Annotated in this window: 14 protein-coding genes and 1 tRNA gene; 3 read left to right on the forward strand and 12 right to left on the reverse strand. The window is 36.8% G+C overall.

What is annotated here, in order from left to right:
• Positions 1-8 precede the first annotated feature (8 nt).
• Positions 9-1,514: an OmpP1/FadL family transporter gene (locus ACJVDK_RS05795; RefSeq protein ID WP_443939338.1), complete on the forward strand. Its 1,506-nt coding sequence runs from the start codon at positions 9-11 to the stop codon at positions 1,512-1,514.
• 43 nt (positions 1,515-1,557) lie between these two features.
• Here ACJVDK_RS05795 and ACJVDK_RS05800 read toward each other — a convergent pair whose 3' ends face one another.
• From ACJVDK_RS05800 to ACJVDK_RS05820, 5 genes are all read right to left on the reverse strand, one after another.
• A complete protein-coding gene (locus ACJVDK_RS05800) occupies positions 1,558-3,945 on the reverse strand; it encodes a GAF domain-containing protein (protein WP_443939339.1) in 2,388 nt (795 codons plus the stop codon).
• 210 nt (positions 3,946-4,155) lie between these two features.
• Positions 4,156-7,758: a BamA/TamA family outer membrane protein gene (locus tag ACJVDK_RS05805; protein WP_443939340.1), complete on the reverse strand. Its 3,603-nt coding sequence runs from the start codon at positions 7,756-7,758 to the stop codon at positions 4,156-4,158.
• A 35-nt stretch (positions 7,759-7,793) separates the two neighbouring features.
• Positions 7,794-8,708, reverse strand: a complete 915-nt coding sequence (locus ACJVDK_RS05810) for an SdiA-regulated domain-containing protein (protein WP_443939341.1) — start codon at positions 8,706-8,708, stop codon at positions 7,794-7,796.
• Positions 8,709-8,721: 13 nt separating this feature from the next.
• Positions 8,722-10,752, reverse strand: coding sequence for a polyphosphate kinase 1 (gene ppk1 / locus ACJVDK_RS05815; RefSeq protein ID WP_443939342.1), 2,031 nt, complete (start codon positions 10,750-10,752; stop codon positions 8,722-8,724).
• Between the two features lie 6 nt (positions 10,753-10,758).
• The gene (locus ACJVDK_RS05820; RefSeq protein ID WP_443939343.1) at positions 10,759-11,970 is read right to left on the reverse strand and encodes a Pycsar system effector family protein; all 1,212 of its coding nucleotides are present in this window, start codon (positions 11,968-11,970) and stop codon (positions 10,759-10,761) included.
• Positions 11,971-12,355: 385 nt separating this feature from the next.
• On the opposite strand from ACJVDK_RS05820, the gene ACJVDK_RS05825 reads away from it, so the two are divergent.
• Positions 12,356-12,429 (forward strand) — tRNA-Ile (locus ACJVDK_RS05825).
• A gap of 493 nt (positions 12,430-12,922) precedes the next feature.
• Here the strand turns inward: ACJVDK_RS05825 and ACJVDK_RS05830 are convergent.
• The 7 genes from ACJVDK_RS05830 to ACJVDK_RS05860 form a co-directional block, all read right to left on the reverse strand.
• Entirely contained in the window at positions 12,923-14,740 is a 1,818-nt protein-coding gene (locus ACJVDK_RS05830; RefSeq protein WP_443939344.1) for an AAA family ATPase, read from the reverse strand.
• Between the two features lie 160 nt (positions 14,741-14,900).
• Positions 14,901-15,764: a DUF2262 domain-containing protein gene (locus ACJVDK_RS05835; RefSeq protein ID WP_443939345.1), complete on the reverse strand. Its 864-nt coding sequence runs from the start codon at positions 15,762-15,764 to the stop codon at positions 14,901-14,903.
• 191 nt (positions 15,765-15,955) lie between these two features.
• Positions 15,956-16,504, reverse strand: coding sequence for a hypothetical protein (locus ACJVDK_RS05840; RefSeq protein WP_443936449.1), 549 nt, complete (start codon positions 16,502-16,504; stop codon positions 15,956-15,958).
• A gap of 160 nt (positions 16,505-16,664) precedes the next feature.
• Positions 16,665-17,345: a hypothetical protein gene (locus ACJVDK_RS05845; protein WP_443939346.1), complete on the reverse strand. Its 681-nt coding sequence runs from the start codon at positions 17,343-17,345 to the stop codon at positions 16,665-16,667.
• Positions 17,346-19,383: 2,038 nt separating this feature from the next.
• Complete coding sequence (locus ACJVDK_RS05850) at positions 19,384-20,775, reverse strand: IS4 family transposase (protein WP_443936453.1); 1,392 nt, start codon at positions 20,773-20,775, stop codon at positions 19,384-19,386.
• Between the two features lie 365 nt (positions 20,776-21,140).
• A complete protein-coding gene (locus ACJVDK_RS05855; protein ID WP_443939347.1) occupies positions 21,141-21,587 on the reverse strand; it encodes a GNAT family N-acetyltransferase in 447 nt (148 codons plus the stop codon).
• Between the two features lie 100 nt (positions 21,588-21,687).
• A complete protein-coding gene (locus ACJVDK_RS05860; protein ID WP_443939348.1) occupies positions 21,688-22,167 on the reverse strand; it encodes an SRPBCC family protein in 480 nt (159 codons plus the stop codon).
• A 367-nt stretch (positions 22,168-22,534) separates the two neighbouring features.
• Between ACJVDK_RS05860 and ACJVDK_RS05865 the strand changes: the two genes are divergently transcribed.
• On the forward strand, positions 22,535-22,855 hold the full coding sequence (locus ACJVDK_RS05865; RefSeq protein WP_443939349.1) for a DUF6660 family protein: 321 nt from the start codon (positions 22,535-22,537) through the stop codon (positions 22,853-22,855).
• Positions 22,856-22,871: the final 16 nt, after the last annotated feature.

Raw genomic sequence — 22,871 nt, forward strand, 5'->3', positions numbered from 1 at the left:
ACACATACATGAAAAAAATATTTTTAGGTTTTTTAGTGGCTACAGTAGCCGCTACTGGAACATCGTATGCACAAACCTATGCAACTGACGCGTTTCGGTTTTCGCAAACAAATTATGGTAGTACCGCTCGTTTTAAAGGTATGGCGGGTGCCCAAATAGGTGTTGGAGGCGATATTGGTTCGCTAGGTGCTAATCCTGCAGGGCTAGGGTTATTTACCAAATCGGAATTCAATATCACTCCTGAATTTAATAGTGTTAGCTCAGAAAGTTTATTTTTAGGCAATACAATCAAAGACTCAAAAAGTCAATTAAACCTAAATAATTTAGGTGTTGTTTTTTATAGTCCAACGTATCGTGCAAAAGGAGCGAATAAGCAAAAAGGTGTAGTAAGTGCTGTATTTGGTTTAGGATACAACCGAAACAATGATTTCTTTAATCAATTTACTTACAGTGGCACAAATGCGCTTAACTCTTTTAGAAATTCAATGGCTGAGCAGGCAAATGCGTATGGTACCGACAACAATCTTATGGGAGATGCCTATAATTCTTATTTAATAAATTATAATACTCCGGGAAATGCTAATCGTTATACTGCTAATCCAAATACGGGAACATCAACGAAACAAAACTGGACGGAATCGCGTTTAGGTTCAACTTCGGAGTTTAACGTTGCTGGAGCCTTAAATATCTCAAATAAAGTATACATTGGCGCTGCCTTTAGCTTTGTAAATGCGCGTTACATTAGTGATGCATATTACACCGAATCAGGGGTTTTGAATCCATATGACGAGGCCTCTCAAGCATTTGAGGGAGCAGAAAATTACACCATGCAATTTGCTAGTAGCAAAGAAACAAAAGGCTCTGGAATGAATATCAAATTGGGGATGATTTTTAAACCGGTTGAAGGATTACGTTTAGGTTTTAATTTTCAAACACCTACCTGGATGAATATTCAAGATAACACTAACGAAGTAATAAACAACCAATTGCAAGGATTTAATTCAAACAACCCTAACAATAATTATAGCTATACATACAATTTAAGAACACCACTAAAAGCATCTTTGGGCGGAAGCTATATTATCGCTGGAACTGCCTTGATTTCTGCTGATATTGATTTCGTTGATTATTCTGCTATCCGCTTCTCTTCTGATGGATATTCAGATTACAGCACCATCAATTCAAACAATGCATTTATTAGAGACAATTATAAATCAACGATTAACTATCGCGTTGGAGCTGAGGTAAAAGTAAGTAAAGAATTTAGTCTACGTGGTGGTTATGGAATCAACGGAAGTGGCGTTAAAGGTGGTGATGATAAATTTTACCAAGGTCAGTATTTTACTGGTGGTCTAGGTTACCGTGTAAACAACTACTACATTGATTTGGCTTATCAAAATTATCAAAACGGATTCAATAATAGCCCGTATATTTTAAACGATTATTCTGAACCTGTAGCTGAAATAAAAACTACCCGTGACAATGTTTTCTTAACATTTGGGGTACGGTTTTAAATTATTCAAACCTCATAGGTTTTAAAAACCTATGAGGTTTTTTTTAGTGCAATTGCTTTTCGGCAATATATTTTGTGGTCAGCGGTTCTGATTCAATCGTTGGCAAATACTTCACCCCCACTCTTAAGGCTTTAAGCCCCGAAACACCTTGCAGTTCATCCAATTCCAATTCTTCCAAATCATCGTTTAAAAGATTTTGCGCTTGCAAGTATTTAATATATTCCTTGTATTCATTGGCTTCATCACTGTTAAAATACACCATTGCAATTTTATCCTGCTGGGTTAAACGCTCGGTCGTTCCTTTTATTAACACTTTGTCGATACGTTTTTTAACCACTTCATAGCGAATGTTGTAGGCTCCTTCCACATCAAAACGACGTTCATCGTTTCTAAAACTAATATCAATTGCGTTTGAATGAATGAATATCATTTGCGTGGTATACAACGGACGAGGCATGTCTTTCAGCATATTTTTTGATAAACGTGCAATTTCGACCATAGAAGTTAGTTGCCACAAACGAATATTCCTTAAATACAGTAAATTAAAGGGCTTTTGAGGTGCTATTTCCTGCCCAATATAGATATCGTATTCAATTCCATCCGTCCTGAACTTCGCAAAATAACAAGGATATGATTCTTGCAATTTTTGCTGAGAAGCACTTAAATAGTGGCTAATCTCCGTGTTTATAGATTGCATCGAAATCTCCAATTTACGACGATTTTCAAAAGCTAAACCTGTTTCAGGCATAATGCTATCGAAGTAACCGGTAACTAAATTTTCCAGCTTTGCATTATTGCCTTTTACAATATTCAGAAAAGGGTACACTTCCTCTTCTAAGAATTCGTTCAGCAAGCTTTCCTCGTTATTGGTCGCAAATAAATCGATGCGTTTAAACCAATCCTTACAATTAAACAAGAGTTTATTGATAAGATCTAAATCCACTTCTTTTCTGACTTCTTTCAGCGTAGCAATTAACGCCGTTAATAAAACGCGTAAATCATCTTGAAGGGCTCTATTTCGTTCGAGTGTTGAGTTACGAATGTCAATTGCACCAAACAACGGATACAAGCCTTTAAAACTAACCGTATCAATCTCTTTAGAGGTACTTTTGCCATCGTTTTGACGAATAAAATGCCATACCGCCTCATTAAACTTCCATTGAACAGAAGGTTGTAACGCGGTAAATTTATCCATCAACACTTCATTCATTCGGGCTTCAAACTCTTCAATGCTGTATTGAAAAAGTTGGCCAATTAAGGGCATTGCCATTCGTAAACGCGACAAAAGACGTTCATCTATTAACGTTTCGTGGTGTGAGTATACTTCCAAAACGCCCGATAACTGTTTATTGTAATAAATCGGCAAAACCGAATACGAATGCACACCAACGCTTTTTAAAACCCTTAGAAAGGGATCTTTTACAATTTGTTCGTCCGTAATGGAATTTACAAAAATTGCTTTTGGGTCTTCTTTGTATTTTTCAACTAATTCGTTAAAAATTTCTTCTTCCAAGTTAGCGGCTTTTGCTGAATTAATCAGCATGCTATTTGAAAACTCCTTGTTATCGAAAATAAGTCGGTCGTTTACTGTTAAAAATGGCATTAAACCGTATTCGATATTTCCATCACCGCCCAAAGTTTTAAGTGCCTGTATAACTACTTTATAGGCCTCTGCCTCGTAATTATGATTCACTAATGAACTACGAATACCTTCAATAGCCGATTGTAGGGTGATATCGGTAATGGAAATCACACTAAAACCTTCAAAAAGAACTTGATTCAGCGGCAACACTCCTGTTAAGTATTCCAGCTCGGTATCGTCTTGCAGGTGTTGGGCTAATTCTTCGAAATTGATTTTGGGTAAATCTCCTTCATACTTAATATCGACAAAACGGGTATCTGTTTCGATATTAAAATACTGCGTTAACTTCGTTTCCGGGTTAACGTGCATGTATACGATGTCGTTCTTTAAATTCGTTGTAAAATTATAGAAACGTTCGAGAATGATTCGGTATATGTATTTTGCCTGACGTTTCTCTAGCGGTTCATTCGTTTTGTTTACCTTATTTTTTGGGTCGATGTTTTTAAAGAAATCGTAAAAAGCATCTGTACTGAAGAAAATAAAATCTGGCACCGGTGTACTGAGCGCCCAGAACATATCTTCTTCATTCCCCATTAATGGAGTTAAAATGGTATAAATTAACTCGAGTGTATCTTTATATTGCGATAGCTGCTCTGCTGAAACATCTTTCAACAGAAGATCATTCTTTTCTATTTTTTCAAGCAAAAATCTATAAAATTCTTTTTTTACAGATTTTTCTGTTTTTAGTCGGCCTTTCAGATATTCTAAAAGAGGACGAAAAGATAGGGTTGATTTTATCTGGCAATGTATACATTCATTCGTGTTAAGCTGTATTACATTGGTATTCATATGTATATTTTTTTTCTATAGGTGAAATTTTACGAGTATATGCCTAATTATTAATTCGATACAAAGTTAAATGGTATGGCAAAATATATCGTCTGCGAAACGTAATAACTTTCTATCCTTCGCACCATTAAAACGACATTATAAACTCGCGTACAATAAGATACGTAAAAAGCACCTATTAAGTTTTACATTAAACTGGTAATAGCAATTTTAGTACCTAAATTTAATCGACACATACGGGTACCACCCTTCTTTAGAATATCCGGCCACCAAACTAACCAAGGTTAAAGACGCCGGGGCAAAATACATACCACCTCCTACGCCTTGGTGCCAAACATCTGAATCTTCACCACGTTTCCATACGCGTCCAATGTCGTAAAAAGCCAACAATCCAACTTGACCAGGCAGAACATAATTTACCAATTCGCCTAGCTTGGCGCGTAATTCTAAATTATTATAGAAACTATGTTCGCCCGCAAAACGGTATTGACGATAGCCCTGTAATGCCCCTTCGCCTCCAATAAATAAGGTTTGATAGAAAGGAACTTGACCAATGGTAAAACCACCACCAAAACGATTAGCAATAACAAAATTTTTGCGACCATCTATGTTTTTATATAAAGAAACGCCTGCTGTAAACTGAGTAAAAGAATTGGCTTCGCTATTTAAGCCTTTGTAGGCAACCAATTTTAAATCGACATAACTACCTAAGGTTGGAAGTAACTCATTATCACGTGTATTATTTACAAAATGAAAAACAGCTCCTAAAAATTGCTTAGAATCGTGTATTGTTAAACTGTCTGACGAATGGAGATTAATGTAATTTGAAATAAAACGATCGCCATTTTCTTCTGGTTCATAATGATAAAACTGAACTGCAGGCCCCATGCTAAAGGTAGATTTTGGACGGCGCCAGCGAAGCAAGCCTTCTCCTTTATACATACTAAATCGTGCCCGGTAATACTCCGTAGGGGCATCTTTATCGTAGGGCGTTTCGTTTCCTAAACCAAAAAAGTTTTGTGTTCCGTTGGGCGCATTAATTTGCACATTTGCCAATATATCGGCCTTTCCAAGTGCTTCAATCCACTCTCCTTTGTATTTCAAACTATAAGCTTTGGTATAAAAAGAGTGTATTAAAGAAACTGTTTGCGAATTTCCATAAGGTTTTTTTCTAAAGCCCGGACTGGTTCTATTGTAAATAAACCCAAACAATACTCCATCATCGTAATTGTATCCGGCGTTTAACAAAACGGAGTTTCGGCTATACAAATCTTTCGCTACATGGCTTACATTAGCGGTATCGTTTGATAGAATTTTGTGAATTTTATTTTGATCTTCACCTCGATAAATGGCATTATCTTTACGTCCATACAAGCGTACTTTTCCATCGCTATTGGCAAAATCGAATGTCTTATTGCCTTTTCCCCCTATTATACGCAACTTAATATGCGAGGTTTTATTATCCATCAATAAGCTATCGTTACCATTATGGGTGTATAATCTAATTTCTTTGGTTACTTTTGGATCGAATGTTCGATTAAATAACTCGTCTTTTACCTTCCCATCTTTTGTTATTTTGTTAATTTTAACAACGAGTCCCTTTTCTTTTGTATCCGATACTTGAATAAATTCATTTTTATCGCTCAGCTCAATATCTACAATACGATTAAAAAAATGATAATAATCGTTCATCATTTTAGGCATATCGGCAATTCTAGCTTTCATTTGGGCTAAAAGTTCGTCGTGGTGCAAGCTATAACTTGGTTCGGGCAACGCTTTTAGTGCCTTTTCAAAAACAGCATCGTTAAAACTGGCACAAAATTCCTTTATAATTTTATTCCATTCGGTTTCATCTATATTGGCAGTTAAACGACTCGATATTTCTCTTCCTTCCCACAAAAACCAATTTATATCTTTTAATTTACGTTCGTATCCTTGCATCATAGGCAATAACGATGAGCTTTGAGTGTAGCGCTGAATAAAACCATCCGAACTAAAAAACACCTGATCGCGGTCTCTTGGAACGGGGGTATAATGCGAGTTTCCATCTTTTGTTTTGGTTTCTTTCCAACGCCATTGATCTTCATGGCGATCCCAATCGCCTAATAAAACATCAAAGGCACGTGCTTTTAACCAGGCTTTTCCATCAACGGTATTATCGTTATCCTTGGTCAATGCTTTATCCATTTTTGGGGAGCTATCCGATTCGCCAGCAGGTTCTCGCTCTTCGAACAAACACACCGTATTCGCAAAGGCCGCTTCAAACTCGCCAAGTCCATCATCGGGCGATACCATCCCAATAATCGGATCGGCATGCAATATACCCGCTGCTTTAGCTAATTCGGGTACCACCAAAGCAGAAAATGGATGCTGCGAAGACATATTATCGGTTATTATATCTTTTGCAAAAGTTGCCCGCAATTGCGGCGGCAATAACACTTCCGGATATTTCTCGATGCTTCTCAAAACATATTCTTTCCCATTCTTATCTACTAAGCGTAGCGAACGCGATTGATTGCCTCCCCCACGTTGTGTTGCCTTTAAGCCGCCTTTCATTTGCGAAACACGAAGAACCGGAAGTTTCGTTTTTTGGGCATACTCTTTTCGGTAGTTCTCGCCAAAAAACCATCGATGAAATTTCCCCACACTATCGTATTCTGGTTTTACACTAACCCATACACTATCGGCCAAAATTGGTTTTAATTTATTCCGTTCCTTTTGTGTAATTGGCTGATACTTTTTGGTATAACTATACACTTTTACTGTTCCTGTATCTCCATAAATAAAATACTCAAAGCGCATATCGTTGTTGTTTAACTGATCAACCACTACATAACCTTGCTCTACAGCATTAAACAGCGATTGCTTTCCTTTTTTATTAGACGACACTTTTGATCCGGAACCACTGACTATTTGTAATTGTTTTCCTTTTATTAATTGCAATCCATGCTCATGGCCCGCAGCATATATCACATTTGGATAATCGCCAAAGACATCATTTACCGATTTAATCATGTCCTTGTATTGTGGATGTTTTAAATCTTCGGGACTTAACATGGTGGAGCGTAGCAAGGGATACAATGAGCCTATAATTGGCAATGGCACATATAAATTTTGACTAAAGGAAGTAAAGGGAAACAGGTGATCTTTCCAAGTAAAGTATCCACTGTGTGGCCCATAACTTTTAAATGGATGGTGCGAGGCCAGAATAATTACTTTATCTTTATTTTGCTCTAAAAGCGTTTCGAAACGCACCAGAATTTCATCTTTAGTATGACAATCGCAATCGTCGGTTGGAGTTTGTTTATTAAACGGAAACAGCCACCACTCGCTATCGTATGCAATTATAGTAAGCTTATCGTTAATTGGAATTGCTACTGGATCTGGGCATCCATTTTGAGGAATTAAACGTAATAGAGGATCATTTTGCGCACGTAAATAATCGCCTTGCGCCTGAATTTTTGCTAAACCGTCGGGACCAGATTTATCCCAATCGTGATTTCCTGGCAAAAAATATACGGCGGCTCCCATGCTACGCATAGGTTCAAACTGCGACTTTAGAATATTTTGTGTTGTTTCCTGCTCTGAACTACCAGGCAAGCCCATCCCCGTTGGATAAATGTTATCGCCTAAATATAATACCGTTGTTTTTTGAGGAATAACTTGTTTGGCTGCATTTTTTAAATCAATGTCTTGTCGAACATTCATTTCTCCCGCATCGCCAAATAGAATGACGCGGTATTTGACTTCCTGTGCGAAAAGCCTGATAGTTAAGACAATCAAAAATATACTAAGGGTAAACTTTTTTATCATATTTTCCGTTAATTCAGCTAGTTTTTGCTTGCGTTCTACTGTTGGTTATACTTAAAAAGTAACACATTTCCGGCTGATAATGCTCCTCCTTCATTGGAAATGTATAAATTATTGTTTTTATCAAATGCGATTCCCTCGGGTTGATTAAAATATCCTGTTTTTAAGGGAACTACTCCTTGAATGGCAAATTTTTCATCGGTTATCACGATTAATTTATTCATGGATGATAACACATACCATTGCTTGGTTAAAGGATTTTTGGCTAAGGCCGATGGACGGAATTTAATTTTACCGCTACCGGCAAACGTTCCAATTTGTTTATACGAAAGAGCGTATTCTCCTGCAGATGTAAGTCCTGCCTTTCCATCAAATTTAAAGGCAAAAATCCGAGTAGCTTTTTTATCTGCATCGGCTTTGCTTTCTTTTGTCAAGATATAAACCATTCCGCTTTTTTCATCGCTTGCTAAGCCTTCGTATTCTGCTTTTGGGACCAAATCCTTCACTTTTATCACATTGGGAATTTCTTTTTTGCTGGTGCTTGACAAGGGAAAAACATGCAACTCGCCATTGCTTTTTAATACGATAACTTGATTTTTGAGGATCGTTAAATCTTCGTAATCCCCGCTTCCAGCAAACTTTGAATAAGCAGATTCTTTTGCGCCTAATGGCAAGCTAAATAAGTCGCCGTCTTCATCTTGAATGGCATATATTTTTTTGGGGTCGCCTTGTAGAAAGGCAATACCCGATATCTCAAAAAGATTATGCGGCATATTGTATTTTACCGGCTTGGTTAAATCGTAAGGAAAATTAATTTTGGTTGTACTTCCTTCGGATTCTATTTCTGTAACTGTTTCAGTTGTTTTTGTGGCATTTACACAGGAAAGAATAGCTAGCGCACCTGAAAAGAGCGCAATCGCTAAAATAAATTGTTTTTTGTTTCGTGTTTTCATTCGGTAATGGTGATTAATTCTTATTCAAAAACTGGTAAATCTCATATTGCGATTGACAGGGAGGCTGCTCATTCTTTATCCAACTGTTATTCATATCGGCATCTATAAAAACGGCCTGCACATTGTCGCGTTTCATAATCTCGAGGAGCTGCAAAATTTCATTTTTAATTTTTTGGTTCCTGATTGGAAAACAAACTTCGATGCGACGGTACACATTCCGGTTCATCCAATCTGCTGAACCTAAATATACGGCTTCTTCTCCTAAATTGTGAAACACAAAAATACGCCCGTGCTCTAAATAGCGGTCTACAATCCGTGTTACGTGAATATTACTGCTCAAACCGGGTACGCCTGGCACCAAACAACATACACTGCGTACAAACAAATCAATTTTAACACCTGCTTCAGAAGCTTCGTAAAGCTTATTAATGAGCACTTGCTCTTCTAAGTTATTCAGTTTGATGGTAATTTTGGCGAGCTTCCCTTGCTTGGCATGTGTTATTTCGCGCTGAATGAGTGCTAAAAACTCTGTTTGTAAATTAAATTGTGCCACCAATAAATGTTCAAATTTAATTAAATCGGCTGAGGTGGGTTTTATCCGCTTTGCGAGAAAAATAAACAGCAATTCTACTTCGCGTAGCATATCTTTATCAGCTGTCATCAAAATATGGTCGGTATAAAATGCAGCCGTGCTTTCGTTAAAATTACCCGTTGCGAATAGACCAGTATATTTCATCCGGCCGTTGATGTTTCGTTTAACGAGCGCCACTTTTGCATGTACTTTTAAGGCGGTTACGCTGTACACAATGTTGACACCCGCAGTTATCATTTTCTTGGTCCAGCGTAGGTTGTTAGCTTCATCAAATCGCGCTTTTAGCTCTACTAAAACGGTTACCTTTTTGCCGTTTTTGGCGGCCGACATCAGTGCGTTCACAATCTTAGAATCGCTTGCCACACGGTATAAGGTTACATAAATTTCGGCTACATCGACATCAAGCGCAGCTTCGTTAAAGAAACGTAAAACGCTGTCGTAACTTTGGAACGGTGTATGCACCATGATGTCGCGCTTTTCTATAGCCTCCGCCAAAGTGCCCTTAAGCAAATCGGCCTGTTCAATTTTTGGCCAATTAATATTCGAAAGATTATCTTTCTTGATTGGAAAAGACATTAAATCTTTCAAATTATGGTAGTTCCCTCCTGCTACTAAGTTGGATTTTTTAAGGTTAAAAAGCTTTTTTATATACTCCAAAACTTCGGGTGCAATTCCGGGCTGATATAAAAAACGCGTGGCTAAACCCATGTCGCGTTTCAGCAATTGTTGTTCTATTTGAGCGGAAACATCGCCTGAATATTCATCCTTTAAATTTAACTCGGCATCGCGGGTTACTTTAAAACTATAACATCCAATTATTTCATCCTTTGGAAAAAGCAACTGCAGATTAAAACGGATGACATCATCTAAAAAAACTACGTAACGCGTTAAATCGTCGTTAAAAACCGTAAAACGCGGTAATTCATTAGACGGTATATTTAAAAGCACGTATTTGGACGCTTCAGCAACTTTTAAATTGATTAAAAAATATATGGCGTTATTTTCTGGGAAAAAACTACTCTTTTCTTGAAGGTATACCGGCTGTAGAAAAGCCATCACTTGCGCCAAAAAATACCGTTTTACATCGGCTTCTATCGCCGGAGGGCATGCTTCATTATTGACAGCGTAAATTCCATTGTCTTTGAGTGCTGGAACAATTTCATCTTTAAAAATTGCACCAAAACGTTGCTGTTGATCTGAAATGATTACATTTGCGCGATTCAATAGGTCGTTTTCTTGTACAATATCCGTATCCTCTTGGTTGCTTAATTTTTCTAAGGCCAACAGAATAGGCATGCGTACACGGTAAAATTCATCCAAATTGGAAGAAAAAATAGCTAAAAATTTGATCCTTTCTAACAAGGGAACACGCTCTCGCTCGGCTTCCATTAGAATGCGTCCGTTGAATTTTAGCCAGCTTAAATCGCGATTAAAAAAAAGCGGTTCTACCATGTACGTTTAAAATTTACCGTGAATGGTGTAAGCCAATACAAAAGAAATAACCGCTGCAATTAAGCCAAACATGAACACATTGTACGCAATACGAATTAATTTATACTTACGCCCGAGCACAACGCCTTGCGAATACACATCGGTAATGAGGGTTCCGTATAAAAATTCTTTGCTGTCCATTACTTTACTCATTCCTTCTTTATAGTCTTGAAGCGACATGTTATAGAAATTTCCAAAGAACAATAAATTAACTTTTTTCTGCTCCAAATCATCTTTGGTAAACTCTCCTTTTGGAACCGAAGGACGGGTAGATAAAATGGAAACCACCACACAAACCAAACAAACCATTAGCAGAATAAAGGTTGGGATAATCAAATTACCGTGTTCATCTAATCGGCGCAAGAGCAAACTTACGATTAACGATAACATGATTGAATTTACGGTAATGAGAATGTGTGCTTTGTTATCGGCCATATCGCTTAAGCGTTGGTTATTGGCCGATGTAATGCGAAACAGGGTTTCAATACCTTTATCCGGGCGTTCGTTTTTATCCTTTTTCTTGTCTTCTTCTTTAAAAAAAGTTGTGTTACCTGGTGCTTGCTCTTCTACGGTGATGAGGTTTTGAACCGAAAGTTTACTTTTTAATTTCTCTATATTCTTTTGTTTTTGGTCGTTCAGCAACAACTGCGCATAATCGGTATGATAATGTTGTTGTTCCATAAACTGAATATCCTGTCCCTTACACTCTACTTTACTTTTCTCTGTTTGATAAAGCAAGGATTTTTCTTGGTGCATGCGCTTCGATTTTTTACGGAAATCGGGTAACCCCAGATGAAATAAATCGGCATCGCAAATAATTTTATCAATAAGTGTTTTGGGTTGTTGTGGTAATTTTGTGCTAAGTATGGCTTGTTTTACCTTGCCGCGTATCGCTTCGTTCAGTCCGCGTTCTTGCAAAAAGGCATCGGCCAATGCAGCTCCTTTTTCTTCGTGATTAAAAGGGTCTTGAAAATAGCCGGTATCATGGAAATATGCAGCTACCACTACACAAAAAAAATCTTCCTCATTTAATTGATAATGGTTGGCGATTTGTTTTGCCGCATTTAACACACCTATAGTATGATCGAGATTGTGGTACACTAAGCGCGGGTCGTTCCTCTCTTCGTAATATTTGTGTATGTATACGTCTATATCGGCTTGTAGCTCTGAATAATTCATGTAGTTTGATAATTTGTAAATTTGCTGGTTCTACGGATAATCCTTCCGTTAAAATTACAGTATTTTTTAGTTAAAACGATGTTTTTCATCCCAACAATTTACCTGGCTTTACTTTTGACATTTCTTTGTGAATTGACTTTTGCTAAACCCCAATGAACAGAAATAGTTTTAGGGTATTGGAATTTTTCGTGCTTGTAAAGGAGGTCGAAATTCAGTTAAAACGACATCATAACGGCAGTGATTTCTAAAAAAAGTTCTTTTCTAAGCCCGACTAGCATTTTTAAGGGATTGAAAATGAGCGAATATATCATTTTATGCAAAATTCTTTTTCCGTATTTGAATTCATTTTTGTAACATTGCAGCGCAAAAACAAAGATGTTTTTCGGGGCCTATAGCTCAGTTGGTTAGAGTAGAAGACTCATAATCTTTTGGTCGCTGGTTCGAGCCCAGCTGGGCCCACTGCCTCTCAGATACACTGAGGGGCTTTTTTTATGCCTTTTTCACGCCCAAAACAGTATTTAAGCCTGATTATTATATTTTTGATAAATTAAAAAATCCGAGCTTTACCATCAGTAATCAAGACAGAAAATCCCTATCAGATAAATTATCAAAAACCAACTAGTATGACATAAAAAAAAGATATATATCAGGAAAAATAATTGTTAAAAGCTCATTAAAAAACAAAATTTCAGACTACAAAACACGGGTTGTGAAGTATCTCGCTGTCACACCGCAAAGCAGGTAGCTGTTTTTAATCAATAAACCATAGGGATGCAGGTGGTGTCTTGAAAATAGGCAGCCGCACATAGGAGCCTGAGCTTAATGATTATCGAGGTGTTTGAGGAGCATTAATTTAGCCCCCAATACCCATTGTATTGGAATATTTAAACGGAATAATTAACTTGGTTCAAGGAAAACTGCTTTACATAGGAACCCGTGTTGGCAGTAATTTTTATTCTGTTTCTTGTACACTTTTTAAGACGTCTAAAATATCGTGCGATAAAATGTAAGGTAAGTCGTCTACAACCTTGTTTAATATTTCAACTTTTAACGCTTCTTCTTTCCCTTTTTTTATAGCATTAACTTGGGGAAAGGCCTTTAAGATTTGTTCTTCTAATGTGTGTCCTTGATGATGCAAATACCATTTAGGAAGATTCACTTCAATGCTGTTCAAGAGTTTGACTACAATTAGAGTTTCGTCTGTGGGGTTTACAACTGCAGAAACTTTATTGATTACATAGTCAGCGACAACCTGCAGGCGTTCTTTGCTGAAATTTTTCAAATCAATAAATGTTTCACCTTGAGTTAAACCCAAATCTTCTTTAGTTACAATCTTTTCTCTTAATAGCAATGCCCCAATTAACAAAGGGTCTAAAATGTAATTTTCAATACTGTATCTATTTGAGTTACCAAGCACTAGGACTCCATCAGAGTTTGTGTTTGAACCGTCCCAATCTAATATGCCAAACACAAATTTATTACCTGCCCTTCTAAGTGTTTCAGTTATATTTATTACTTGCCCACAGTTGGAGACTTTTGTTCCATTTTTATCGGTCTTACTTTCTCCTGAAGAAATGAAACTCAATGAAATTTCAGGAACAAGATAGCTCGATAATTGATGATACATTTTTTCATAATAAATAACATCGAAAGGGCTTTCAACAAACACTTGACGTCTGTTTTCGTAGTTGACACTAAAAGAGGGCACTCCTGAAGTTAAAATTTTCAATGCTTTATCTTTTTTAACTTTTTCAATTCTAATCCCGCTTTTATTCACAACAAAAATTGACTCTTCTGGTGTCAAAGCAACTGTTGATGATGAATGAGTAGTGATTATTACTTTTGCTTTCTTTTCGTTTACAAAAACTTGCTGAATAACATCAAGAAATTTCTTTGACATCGAAGGATGTAAAGAAGCATCGGGTTCGTCCATCAATAGAACTTTTGGGAATTCTATGTCAAAATTTGAATTATAAAGAGCTAATGCCAAAGACATAAGAACTTTCTCACCAGATGATAAATCTCCAAATTGTATCTCAACTCCGTTATAATTATTTACCAGTTTTAATTCAAAAGGTGCATCTCTGTGGCTGTTTTCAGGAGAATTTATATGATAGTCTAGATTCGCTTCTTTTATTATTTTGTTGACAAAATCCCAAGGTGCTTCACCATAGGTACTTTCAAATTGTTCTTTAGTTAAATATGTAATTTCTGTGTGTTTTTTGACTTCATTTCTATACTGTCTGTATTCATTTTCATCAAACTTGTCTTGGTATCGTTTGAAAAGACTTGAAAAGTTTTGGTAAAACACATCTGTTTGTTGAAGACCGTCTTCTAATGGATAATGATTGAAAAAATCATCAGATGTTAGCTCTTCTCTAATTTTTTTTGCACTTTTCGCAATTTTATCAATTACCTTTATTTGGGGGGCGTTATGGCCAAACACATTGTTTTCAAGTGTAAAATTCGGGTTGCCTATTCTATTTTGTAAATAACTATTAAACTGTTGCCACAAATTTTGTGTATTTGCATTAAGCTGTTCTCTTGTTACTACAGCACTCTCATTCGGGGACAGTGTTTGTGATGTAACATATTTTTTAGGGCTTAGTTCTGCACCATTGTCATCATATATTTTTAATAAATTCTGCGTAATGGCAGTTAGCAATTGTGTTTTACCCGCACCATTAATTCCTGTCAAAACAACAAAGTCTGGGAGGTCTATTGAAAATGGGGCTAATGATTTGAATTTTTGTCCTAATGTTAATTTCATGATGTGCCTTCTAAAATTACTGCCAACGTTCTAGTATAAGCGTAGTGCGGGATTAGAACGCCTAAACTTTCAACTTTGCCGAAATGTTTGTTATTATACACTTGCTTTGGTTTTATTACTTTCGCCCGAATTACGCTTATACATTTTTGTTCGTAGCCATTTATCCTTCAATTGTTGCACTTTCCAATCCATTTTTTAAGTTACCATAAACTGCAATAATGTGACCATAGAACATATCATCATCGTCATAGTAAGCAGTAAAATCTCCACCATAATAACTTATTACTAATTGAGAGAGTTTAATACGTTTCTCAAAATCATTTTTTGTAATTGTTTCATTTTCATCCTGAAGCCAGTCATTTGCTAAATCCGTTAACTCTTCTGCTGCAAAAGTTCTGAATTCTAAATCTCTTTGTTTTTGTTCATTGAATAATACTTTTAAAATACTCATAGTGTCATTCCAAGTCTGCTTATCATCAACATCTACTTCTAAAGAGACTCTTATATGTTCGTTCAACCAATCAATACTTCCTTCAAACATCCCATAGTCTTTGTTCAGTTCAAATTCATCCAACACTTTGTCAGTAATTTTTATTGGTTTTCTATATTCTTTTAATAATTCCAGTAGTTCATCATTTTGAACATTTTCCTTGATAACTTTCACAATCATAAATCGATTATAAAAAGAAGGTAATCTTCCTTCTGGAACAGTTTTGTCTTTTAGCTCTCTAACTTTAAGGTGATAAATCGTTCCAGTTTTGAAGTTATAGGAATATGTTGTTCCGTATTCCTTACATTCTTTATCCGTTAAAAGCCAATTTACTCTACCATCACCTTTTTTAAGTTCGTTCTTTTCTATGTCAAAGTAGGCTAAGAAATATTGTGAGGCGTCCCAAGAATTATTTAGTTTTCGAGCTCCACCTGATTGGTCATTAGTAAGTATAAGGATTTCTTTTTCTTCTTTTCTATATTCATTTGAGAATACTTCAAAATCTTTATTTTTCTTTCTGAATATATTTATCATATTGAAACTTGGGTTCTCTGGTTACGCACAACGGTTAGGGTATTGCCGAAGGCGGGATTTTTAGCACTAAATTTCAATCGAAGAACGAATGCTGAACCTTGCACAAATGCCCAATCGAAGCCGTTCAGCCCCGCTTTTGGCAATACCTTGTTGTGCGTTCGCTTTTTTGTCCGCCGACAAAAAAACGAACGCTAAATTAATTCAGTTTTTTGTCCTACGAAAAATGGCTGATTTTTTAATTGATGTTCATATTGGTCTTTGCCTATAAAAGGCCATAAGTCATAATCGCCTGTGTTTTTAAATTCGTCAAACTGTTGTTGTCGTTCCGTCATTTTGTGTCTGTAATGTTGCCCCAAAGTCAGCACGCTTAACAGCAAGTCCTTAAATGAAAATCGAATAAGTGGATTTGTCGGGTCAAGATATGGCCATTCGTATTCAAAGTCAGAATGTAGAAATAAAATGTATCTGGCTATGTCTTTTAGTGCTTCGTCTGTAAGTCTGTCATTACCTGTTAATTTATGTTCTTTCAAGTCACTATACAAACACCAACTTAGTTCAAGCATTGGTCTAATAATTGGGTCGTCAAACTTTGCTTCTTTTGAACGATAATATTGCTCGGGAAGCCAACCGAAAGTCACATCATCTGTAATGTAATCTTCAAACTCGTCATTGCTGATAAGTCCGACTGCTAAATGTCGTAAGTGGAATGCAAGTTTTTTTCTTCGTTCTCTGTCAACCATAGTTCAATGTTTGTAGGGTGTTCGTTAAAGTGACGCACAACGGTTTGGCGCTTGGCGCAGTGGCGGATTTCGGAGTACAAAATTGTCAATACGCCACAAAAGTTGATGCGAGGCAGAATGTTCAATTAACCACTTCACCCGCCATTGAGCCAAACGCCTGTTATATGCCGCTTTTCTTTGTCCACCTGTATTTACTTCCATATTCCTTGTCGTCTGTAACAATTTCATACTTGATTTTTTCTCTGTCTTTAACCAAATAGTATTGGATTAAGTCAGAATATTGACTGTTTGAATAAAACTTAAGTTCATTCTTTTCTGTCCAAGTTCCGTTGAGAACATAGTCAGATTGCATATCGGCAATTAAATAGTTTCCATATTTTGGTATTTGTCCGCCAACTGGAATTATAGAAATGTGAATGAAATTCAAGTTACTTCTATCTTTCAAGTAGCGATATGCAACGAGTTCAAATTGTCCATTTGGTGCAAGTTCTCGGTGTTCAATCTCTAGATGGTCGTCTTTGTCAATGTAGTCCAAAGCTGAAACTTTGATTTTTACATCATTAATTTCTTTGTCAGTTAGGGTAATTTTTTCTCCTGTTCGCAAAGAAGGTAAAATGTCAAATTGTGCAGAGATAGTTTGATTGTCTAACCATTTTAATCTTGTCAAAGTGTTTGGAAGTGAAAAGTCTCGCAAGTTTTTTGTTGTGTCAGAAAGTTTCAGAATTGCCGTGCCTGATTGTCCATATCCAAATGCTCCGAGATCTAAACTATAATTTATTAAAAGCATAGAACTGTCCGGTGAAAACTCTCTGTAATTTTCTACATAATCTTGGTCAGTCATAAAAACTTCTTCTTTCCTGTCGTAAAGATTACAAGAGGATAGAATTACCAATGTCAATATGTAAATTGTCTTTCTCACTGTGTCGTTTTAAAGTGGCATATAACTCTCAAATATACGCAACTCCAAAACCAAAAAACCTTCATTAAATCCATTAAGGCAGCTTTTTAATTGCGTAGAATGCGTATAGTTTACTATTTCTTAAACATTTATAAACGCTTACACTCGGATAGTTTGTTGCAAAATAAAGAGAAGTTAGGGCGTAAACATTTAGTTTTCCTAAAGTATAAATTTAATTTCAAAACCTGCTACGGAAAACTGTAAATACGCACAATTAAGTACACCCACCGCCTGCGAACAGAGAAAATGTGAGATAATTAGTAACTGTGAAACAGCGAGTTTCGATCTATGTTTTAACATAAGCGTAGGCGCAGCATTTTATATTACGCAGCTGAGTACAAAAAGGTACTTCGGAAGTATAAAAAGGTACCTCGGAAGTATTAAAAATGAAATCATTTGGTCAAAAAGGTACTTCTGAGGTATTTAAAATGAAATCGTTTGGTCAAAAAGGTACTTCTGAGGTATTTAAAATGAAATCATTTGGTCAAAAAGGCAGATAGTATCCGAAAAGTCGGAGATCCGAAAGTCGGATGTGAAGAATCATTAAAACGAATATTGTTTATAAACCTAGAAGAATTTGCTTATAAGAGATACTTTTCCGAATAATCGGAACACGTTGTGGCGCAGTGTGACAGGAAAATTTTTGAGACACATGCTATGCAAACAAACGTTCAAAATTGCAGGGATTAACCGAAGTGCGCCCGTCGATCCCGAATGCTCGGGATGCACCCCAAGCAGCGGAAGAAAACAAAAACAGTAGCAGCAACATTCGGATTTGCAGCACCGAGCATTGTTCAATTCAGTTTTGTGGCTAAAATTAATATGAGTTACAAAAAAATCTCCCACAAAACCAGCGATATTGTTTTTGTTTTTTTAAAGAGAAATCTTTTATCGCCTCATTGCCGGCGGGCTTAGTTCTTTTTTCTTGACAAAAAAGAACGAAAAAGTCAAGGCTTGGATCTGTTGTTGAATAAAGCTAGCAGAAGCTCGATGGCGATAATTTGAGGCCTTGGCTTGGCTCTATTCCTTCGCTCGGCTGCAAATTCTCTTGAACAGTAAGAATTTGAACGTTTCTGCAAAGCTTCTTACTGCTTTCTTCGTCCAACACCTCCTAGGCCGGTCCTAGTATGGGGGCTAGCTGAGCAATAGCTAGAATAAAACATGCTAGTAAAACAAACGTTCAAAATTGCAGGTATTAACCGAAGTACGCCCGTCGGTCCCGAATGCTCGGGATGCCCCCCCAGCAGCGGAAGAAAACAAAAACAGTAGCAGCAACATTCGAATATGCACTACCGAGCATTGTTCAATTCAGTTTTGTGGCAATAATTAAATATTTGTTACAAAAAATCTCCCACAAAACCAGCGAGACTGTTTTTGTTTTGAGCAAGGGCTTTGCGGGCAAAGCTGCCTAGCCGGATCGACAAAGGCTTTTGGTTACTTTTGGCCCACAAAAGTAAATGCCCTGCCGGCAAGAGGCAAGCAAGGGAAAGAGGGGGGCAATCTAATATCATTTACTGAAAATTTCATAAATACCCCTCGTCATTGCGCGCTTAGCAAAGTAATCTCTTAAAGAAAAATCAATTATCGCCTCATAGCCGGCGGGCTTAGTTCTTTTTTCTTGACAAAAAAGAACGAAAAAGTCAAGGCTTGGATCTGTTGTTGAATAAAGCTAGCAGAAGCTCGATGGCGATAATTTGAGGCCTTGGCTTCGCTCTATTCCTTCGCTCGGCTGCAAATTCTCTTGAACAGTAAGAATTTGAACGTTTATGCAAAGCTTCTCGCTGCTTTCTTCGTCCAACACCTCCTAGGCCGCTCCTACATGGGGGCTAGCCGAGCAATTGCCAGAATAAAACATGCTAGTAAAACAACCGTTCAAAATTTCAGGTATTAACCGAAGTACGCCCGTCGGTCCCGAATGCTCCTATCGTGTGGACAGATCTCTATGTGTGTCCCATCCTTCTTTTGCAGCCCTAAAGTATTTTAATCCAATCCAGATCGTAGTTATCCCTGGCGTTCTTTTGCTTTCATATCCTTTCCAACCTCCCATTCTAGCCAATCCCCATACATATCTTTTCAGATCTTTATCCTTATAAGGATTCTTCTGCTTCTGGGTTTTTCCTTCAAGTCTGATTATTTGTTCTTCCATAAATAGCTGTTCCTCATCATTGAAACATGTGTGTGCATCAATCGAGAGTTCTGGTTCAGCGTATGCTAGGCGCATTAGGAATAACTTTATCACCACTTCCATGATCATAAGGGTTTGTTTTCTGATAGATGAGGCATATTCTAATTCACTGGCTTCAATATTGTATCCTTCCTTTTTAAGTATCCGAAACACTTCTTCTATTGTCCAGCGCCAGCTATACCATTCTATGCATAACTTAGCCATAGAAGGCGTGGTTACTGCTATGGTGGTTAATAGCCTCCAACATATTTTATCTGCCCCACTATAGCCAACTTCTTTTGCTTCTATGAGATAAAGCTTAGTACTCGCTGGAAGCTCTTTACTTGTAGTGCCTGTTTTGCATACTTCTATTTCTTTATATCTGATTTCTATTTTAGCCTTTCTCTTTGGCCTTTTCTCTTTCGCTTCTACTACTATTTCATAAATATCCTGCACTTCTTGATTGGAAAGGCAGTCAAATAGTTTGCTTTTGTCTTTTAGTCTTCTGTTGCTTTTTGCACGTATTAAAAGGTCTGTTTTCTCATCGGGTATAACGGCAAATTGCTCGTATATATCTCCTTCTCGATCTTGTATAATCACCATTCCTTCAACACAAGAGGATAATGCTGTTTTTGTATTATTCGATGATTCTATCCATTTGTAAGATTCTTTTTCTGTAATGGGTAATTTACTGTATTCTCGCTCAAACTTTGAACGAAATTCCAGCGGTCTATTCCATAGTTTGATATCTGCATAACCATAAGGAGTTCCATTAACTGCATCCAGGACAAGACTCGGATGAAGCATAAAACCCAATCCGAAATCGCCCTTGGCATTGGTAGTGCCGATAAACGAATCTTTCTTTATTCTATTTTTATGGCTACTTAGGTTTATTTCTGTGGTATCTTGAATACAAACAACATATTTCCCGTGGCAAGCGGATTGGCAGTTAGAGGTTAAATTTGAAATGATGCTTTCTTCAGTTACACGATTATTCGATAAGAATCGATAAAAACCCTTTGCTTCTGCCTCGTCCTTGCTAAGCTGACGAATAGAGTGAACGCAATTTCTAAATAGGATATCTAAGTTCTTATTCCCTCGACGTATTAAACGTGAATCGGGCAAATTTGTAAAACCTCTTTTTTGCATATACAAAGAAACTAATTATATAGAAGATCTGTCCACACGATAGGAATGCTCGGGATGCACCCCCAGCAGCGGAAGAAAACAAAAACAGTAGCAGCAACATTCGAATATGCACTACCGAGCATTGTTCAATTCAGTTTTGTGGCAATAATTAAATATGAGTTACAAAACCAATCTCCACAAAACCTAGCGAGACTGTTTTTGTTTTGAGCCACGGCCTTGTGCGCAAAGCTGCCTAGCGGGATCGACAAAGGCTTTTGTTACTTTTGGCCTTCAAAAGTAAATGCCCTGCCGGCAAGAGGCAAGCAAGGAAAAGAGGGCGGGCTATACGAGTGATTTATTTTGGTTATCTCAATAAAAGAAAAGATTCATTCTGCATATACATTTTTATCATGAATTTCCATCCACTTACTAGAATCGGCAAGGTCTGTCCAGCCAAATTGACGGTACAAACCGTGTGCATCACCGGTTAATAAAATCCATCTTCTCAAACCTTGTAAATCAGGAAATTCCATAATGGTCTTCATTAACCATTTAGACAAGCCCTTTCCTCGGTAGGCTTCTAAAATATAAACATCGCCTAAATAAGCAATTGTTGAAAAATCAGAAATTATGCGTGCAAAACCAATTTGCGTATCGTGTTGGTACACACCAAAGCAAAGAGAATGTTGAATAGCTTTTTGCACGGTCTCTTTAGGGATGTTTAAAGACCAATAGGCTTGTGTAGATAAAAACGCATGAATGACATCAATCTGCAGTTTTTCTTTATCGGTTGAAATGCAAAATTCGTCTTTGTATAGGGTTAGTATGCTCATACTATATTGGATTAACGGCACGAGTATCGTGCAGGATTTATATTTTTAGATTGTCAATTTCTTTAACCGTATTTGCGCGAGACAAAATATAAAACTTCCTTTAGCTTCTTGCAAGCAAACCATGTGTAGCAGGGTCTTCTGCATAGGCTTTAATTATCTGATTTCGGGTGACTAACAGCTTTTTTAAATAATTTGTTAAAACGAGACGATTGAAAATGCGTCCAAAAATACCGAATGGAGATTCATATTCGAATATGTCTATCATTAATACGGCATTATCTTGCTGAATAAATGTATGTTCATGATAAATTGATTTGAAAACTCCTTTAATTTGTTCACCTACAAAACTATCAGGCCGATTGAAGGAGGTAATTTTAGAAGTCAGTTTCTGTTTGATGCCAAAATGTATTGCTTCCCAGGTAACAGTTTCTCCAAGATTAATCAGACCGCTTGTTCGTCCAGCTATTGCTTTTTCATTTGTTTTAGCCGTAGAAATTTGATGCAAATCGATGCTACGGGCAAAATCGAAACAAATTTCAGGTGTGGCATTAATTTCTGTCGTTAAGGTAATTTTGGGCATATCGCGTTCAAAGTTTATGCGTAAGCTAATTTATCCATGTTTTTGATTGTTGCAACTTTCGCTCTTGGCTAAATTAAAAAATTAAAGCGCAATATTTCGCACCTGCAAAAATATAAAGTAACATACTTCCCTCCCTCCTTATAGCCCTATTTTTAGGACTTCGAAATGTAAATGGAACGATAGTTGGATACCTATGAGCAATTGAACGAAACGACAATCGTGTACAACATAATTGAAACGTTAGTTACAATAATTAAAAATTACCATTTAAATCATGCATGCAAAACACCTTGATTTAAATCTAAAAACACAAAAAGTTAAACGAAATTATCTTTAGTTTTCTTAAATTTGTAACCTATAAGTAGACATGAAATTTTTGCGCTTATTCATCTGCCAGCTAATCATTGTATTGAGTATTACTCCTTGCACAGATGCAGCTGTAACCCAATCAAATCTTTCACTAAGCAGTTTTTCGAAGGTAGATATCCAACATTCGGATGATACTTTTCATGCAGATGTATGCTCTCCTTTTTGTGTTTGTACGTGTTGCAATATGCCAACCTTGTTACAAAGTACCAAAACCCCTGCGCAGGTAATTAGATTTATTTTAGCGCAATACCCGGTAGAGAAAAATAAAAAAGCGCAAACTGCATTCATAGAGTTTTGGCAACCCCCAAAACTGGCTTAATCTTTCTATTTTAAAA

The organism is Pedobacter paludisoli (assembly GCF_052344095.1).
Classification (GTDB): domain Bacteria; phylum Bacteroidota; class Bacteroidia; order Sphingobacteriales; family Sphingobacteriaceae; genus Pedobacter.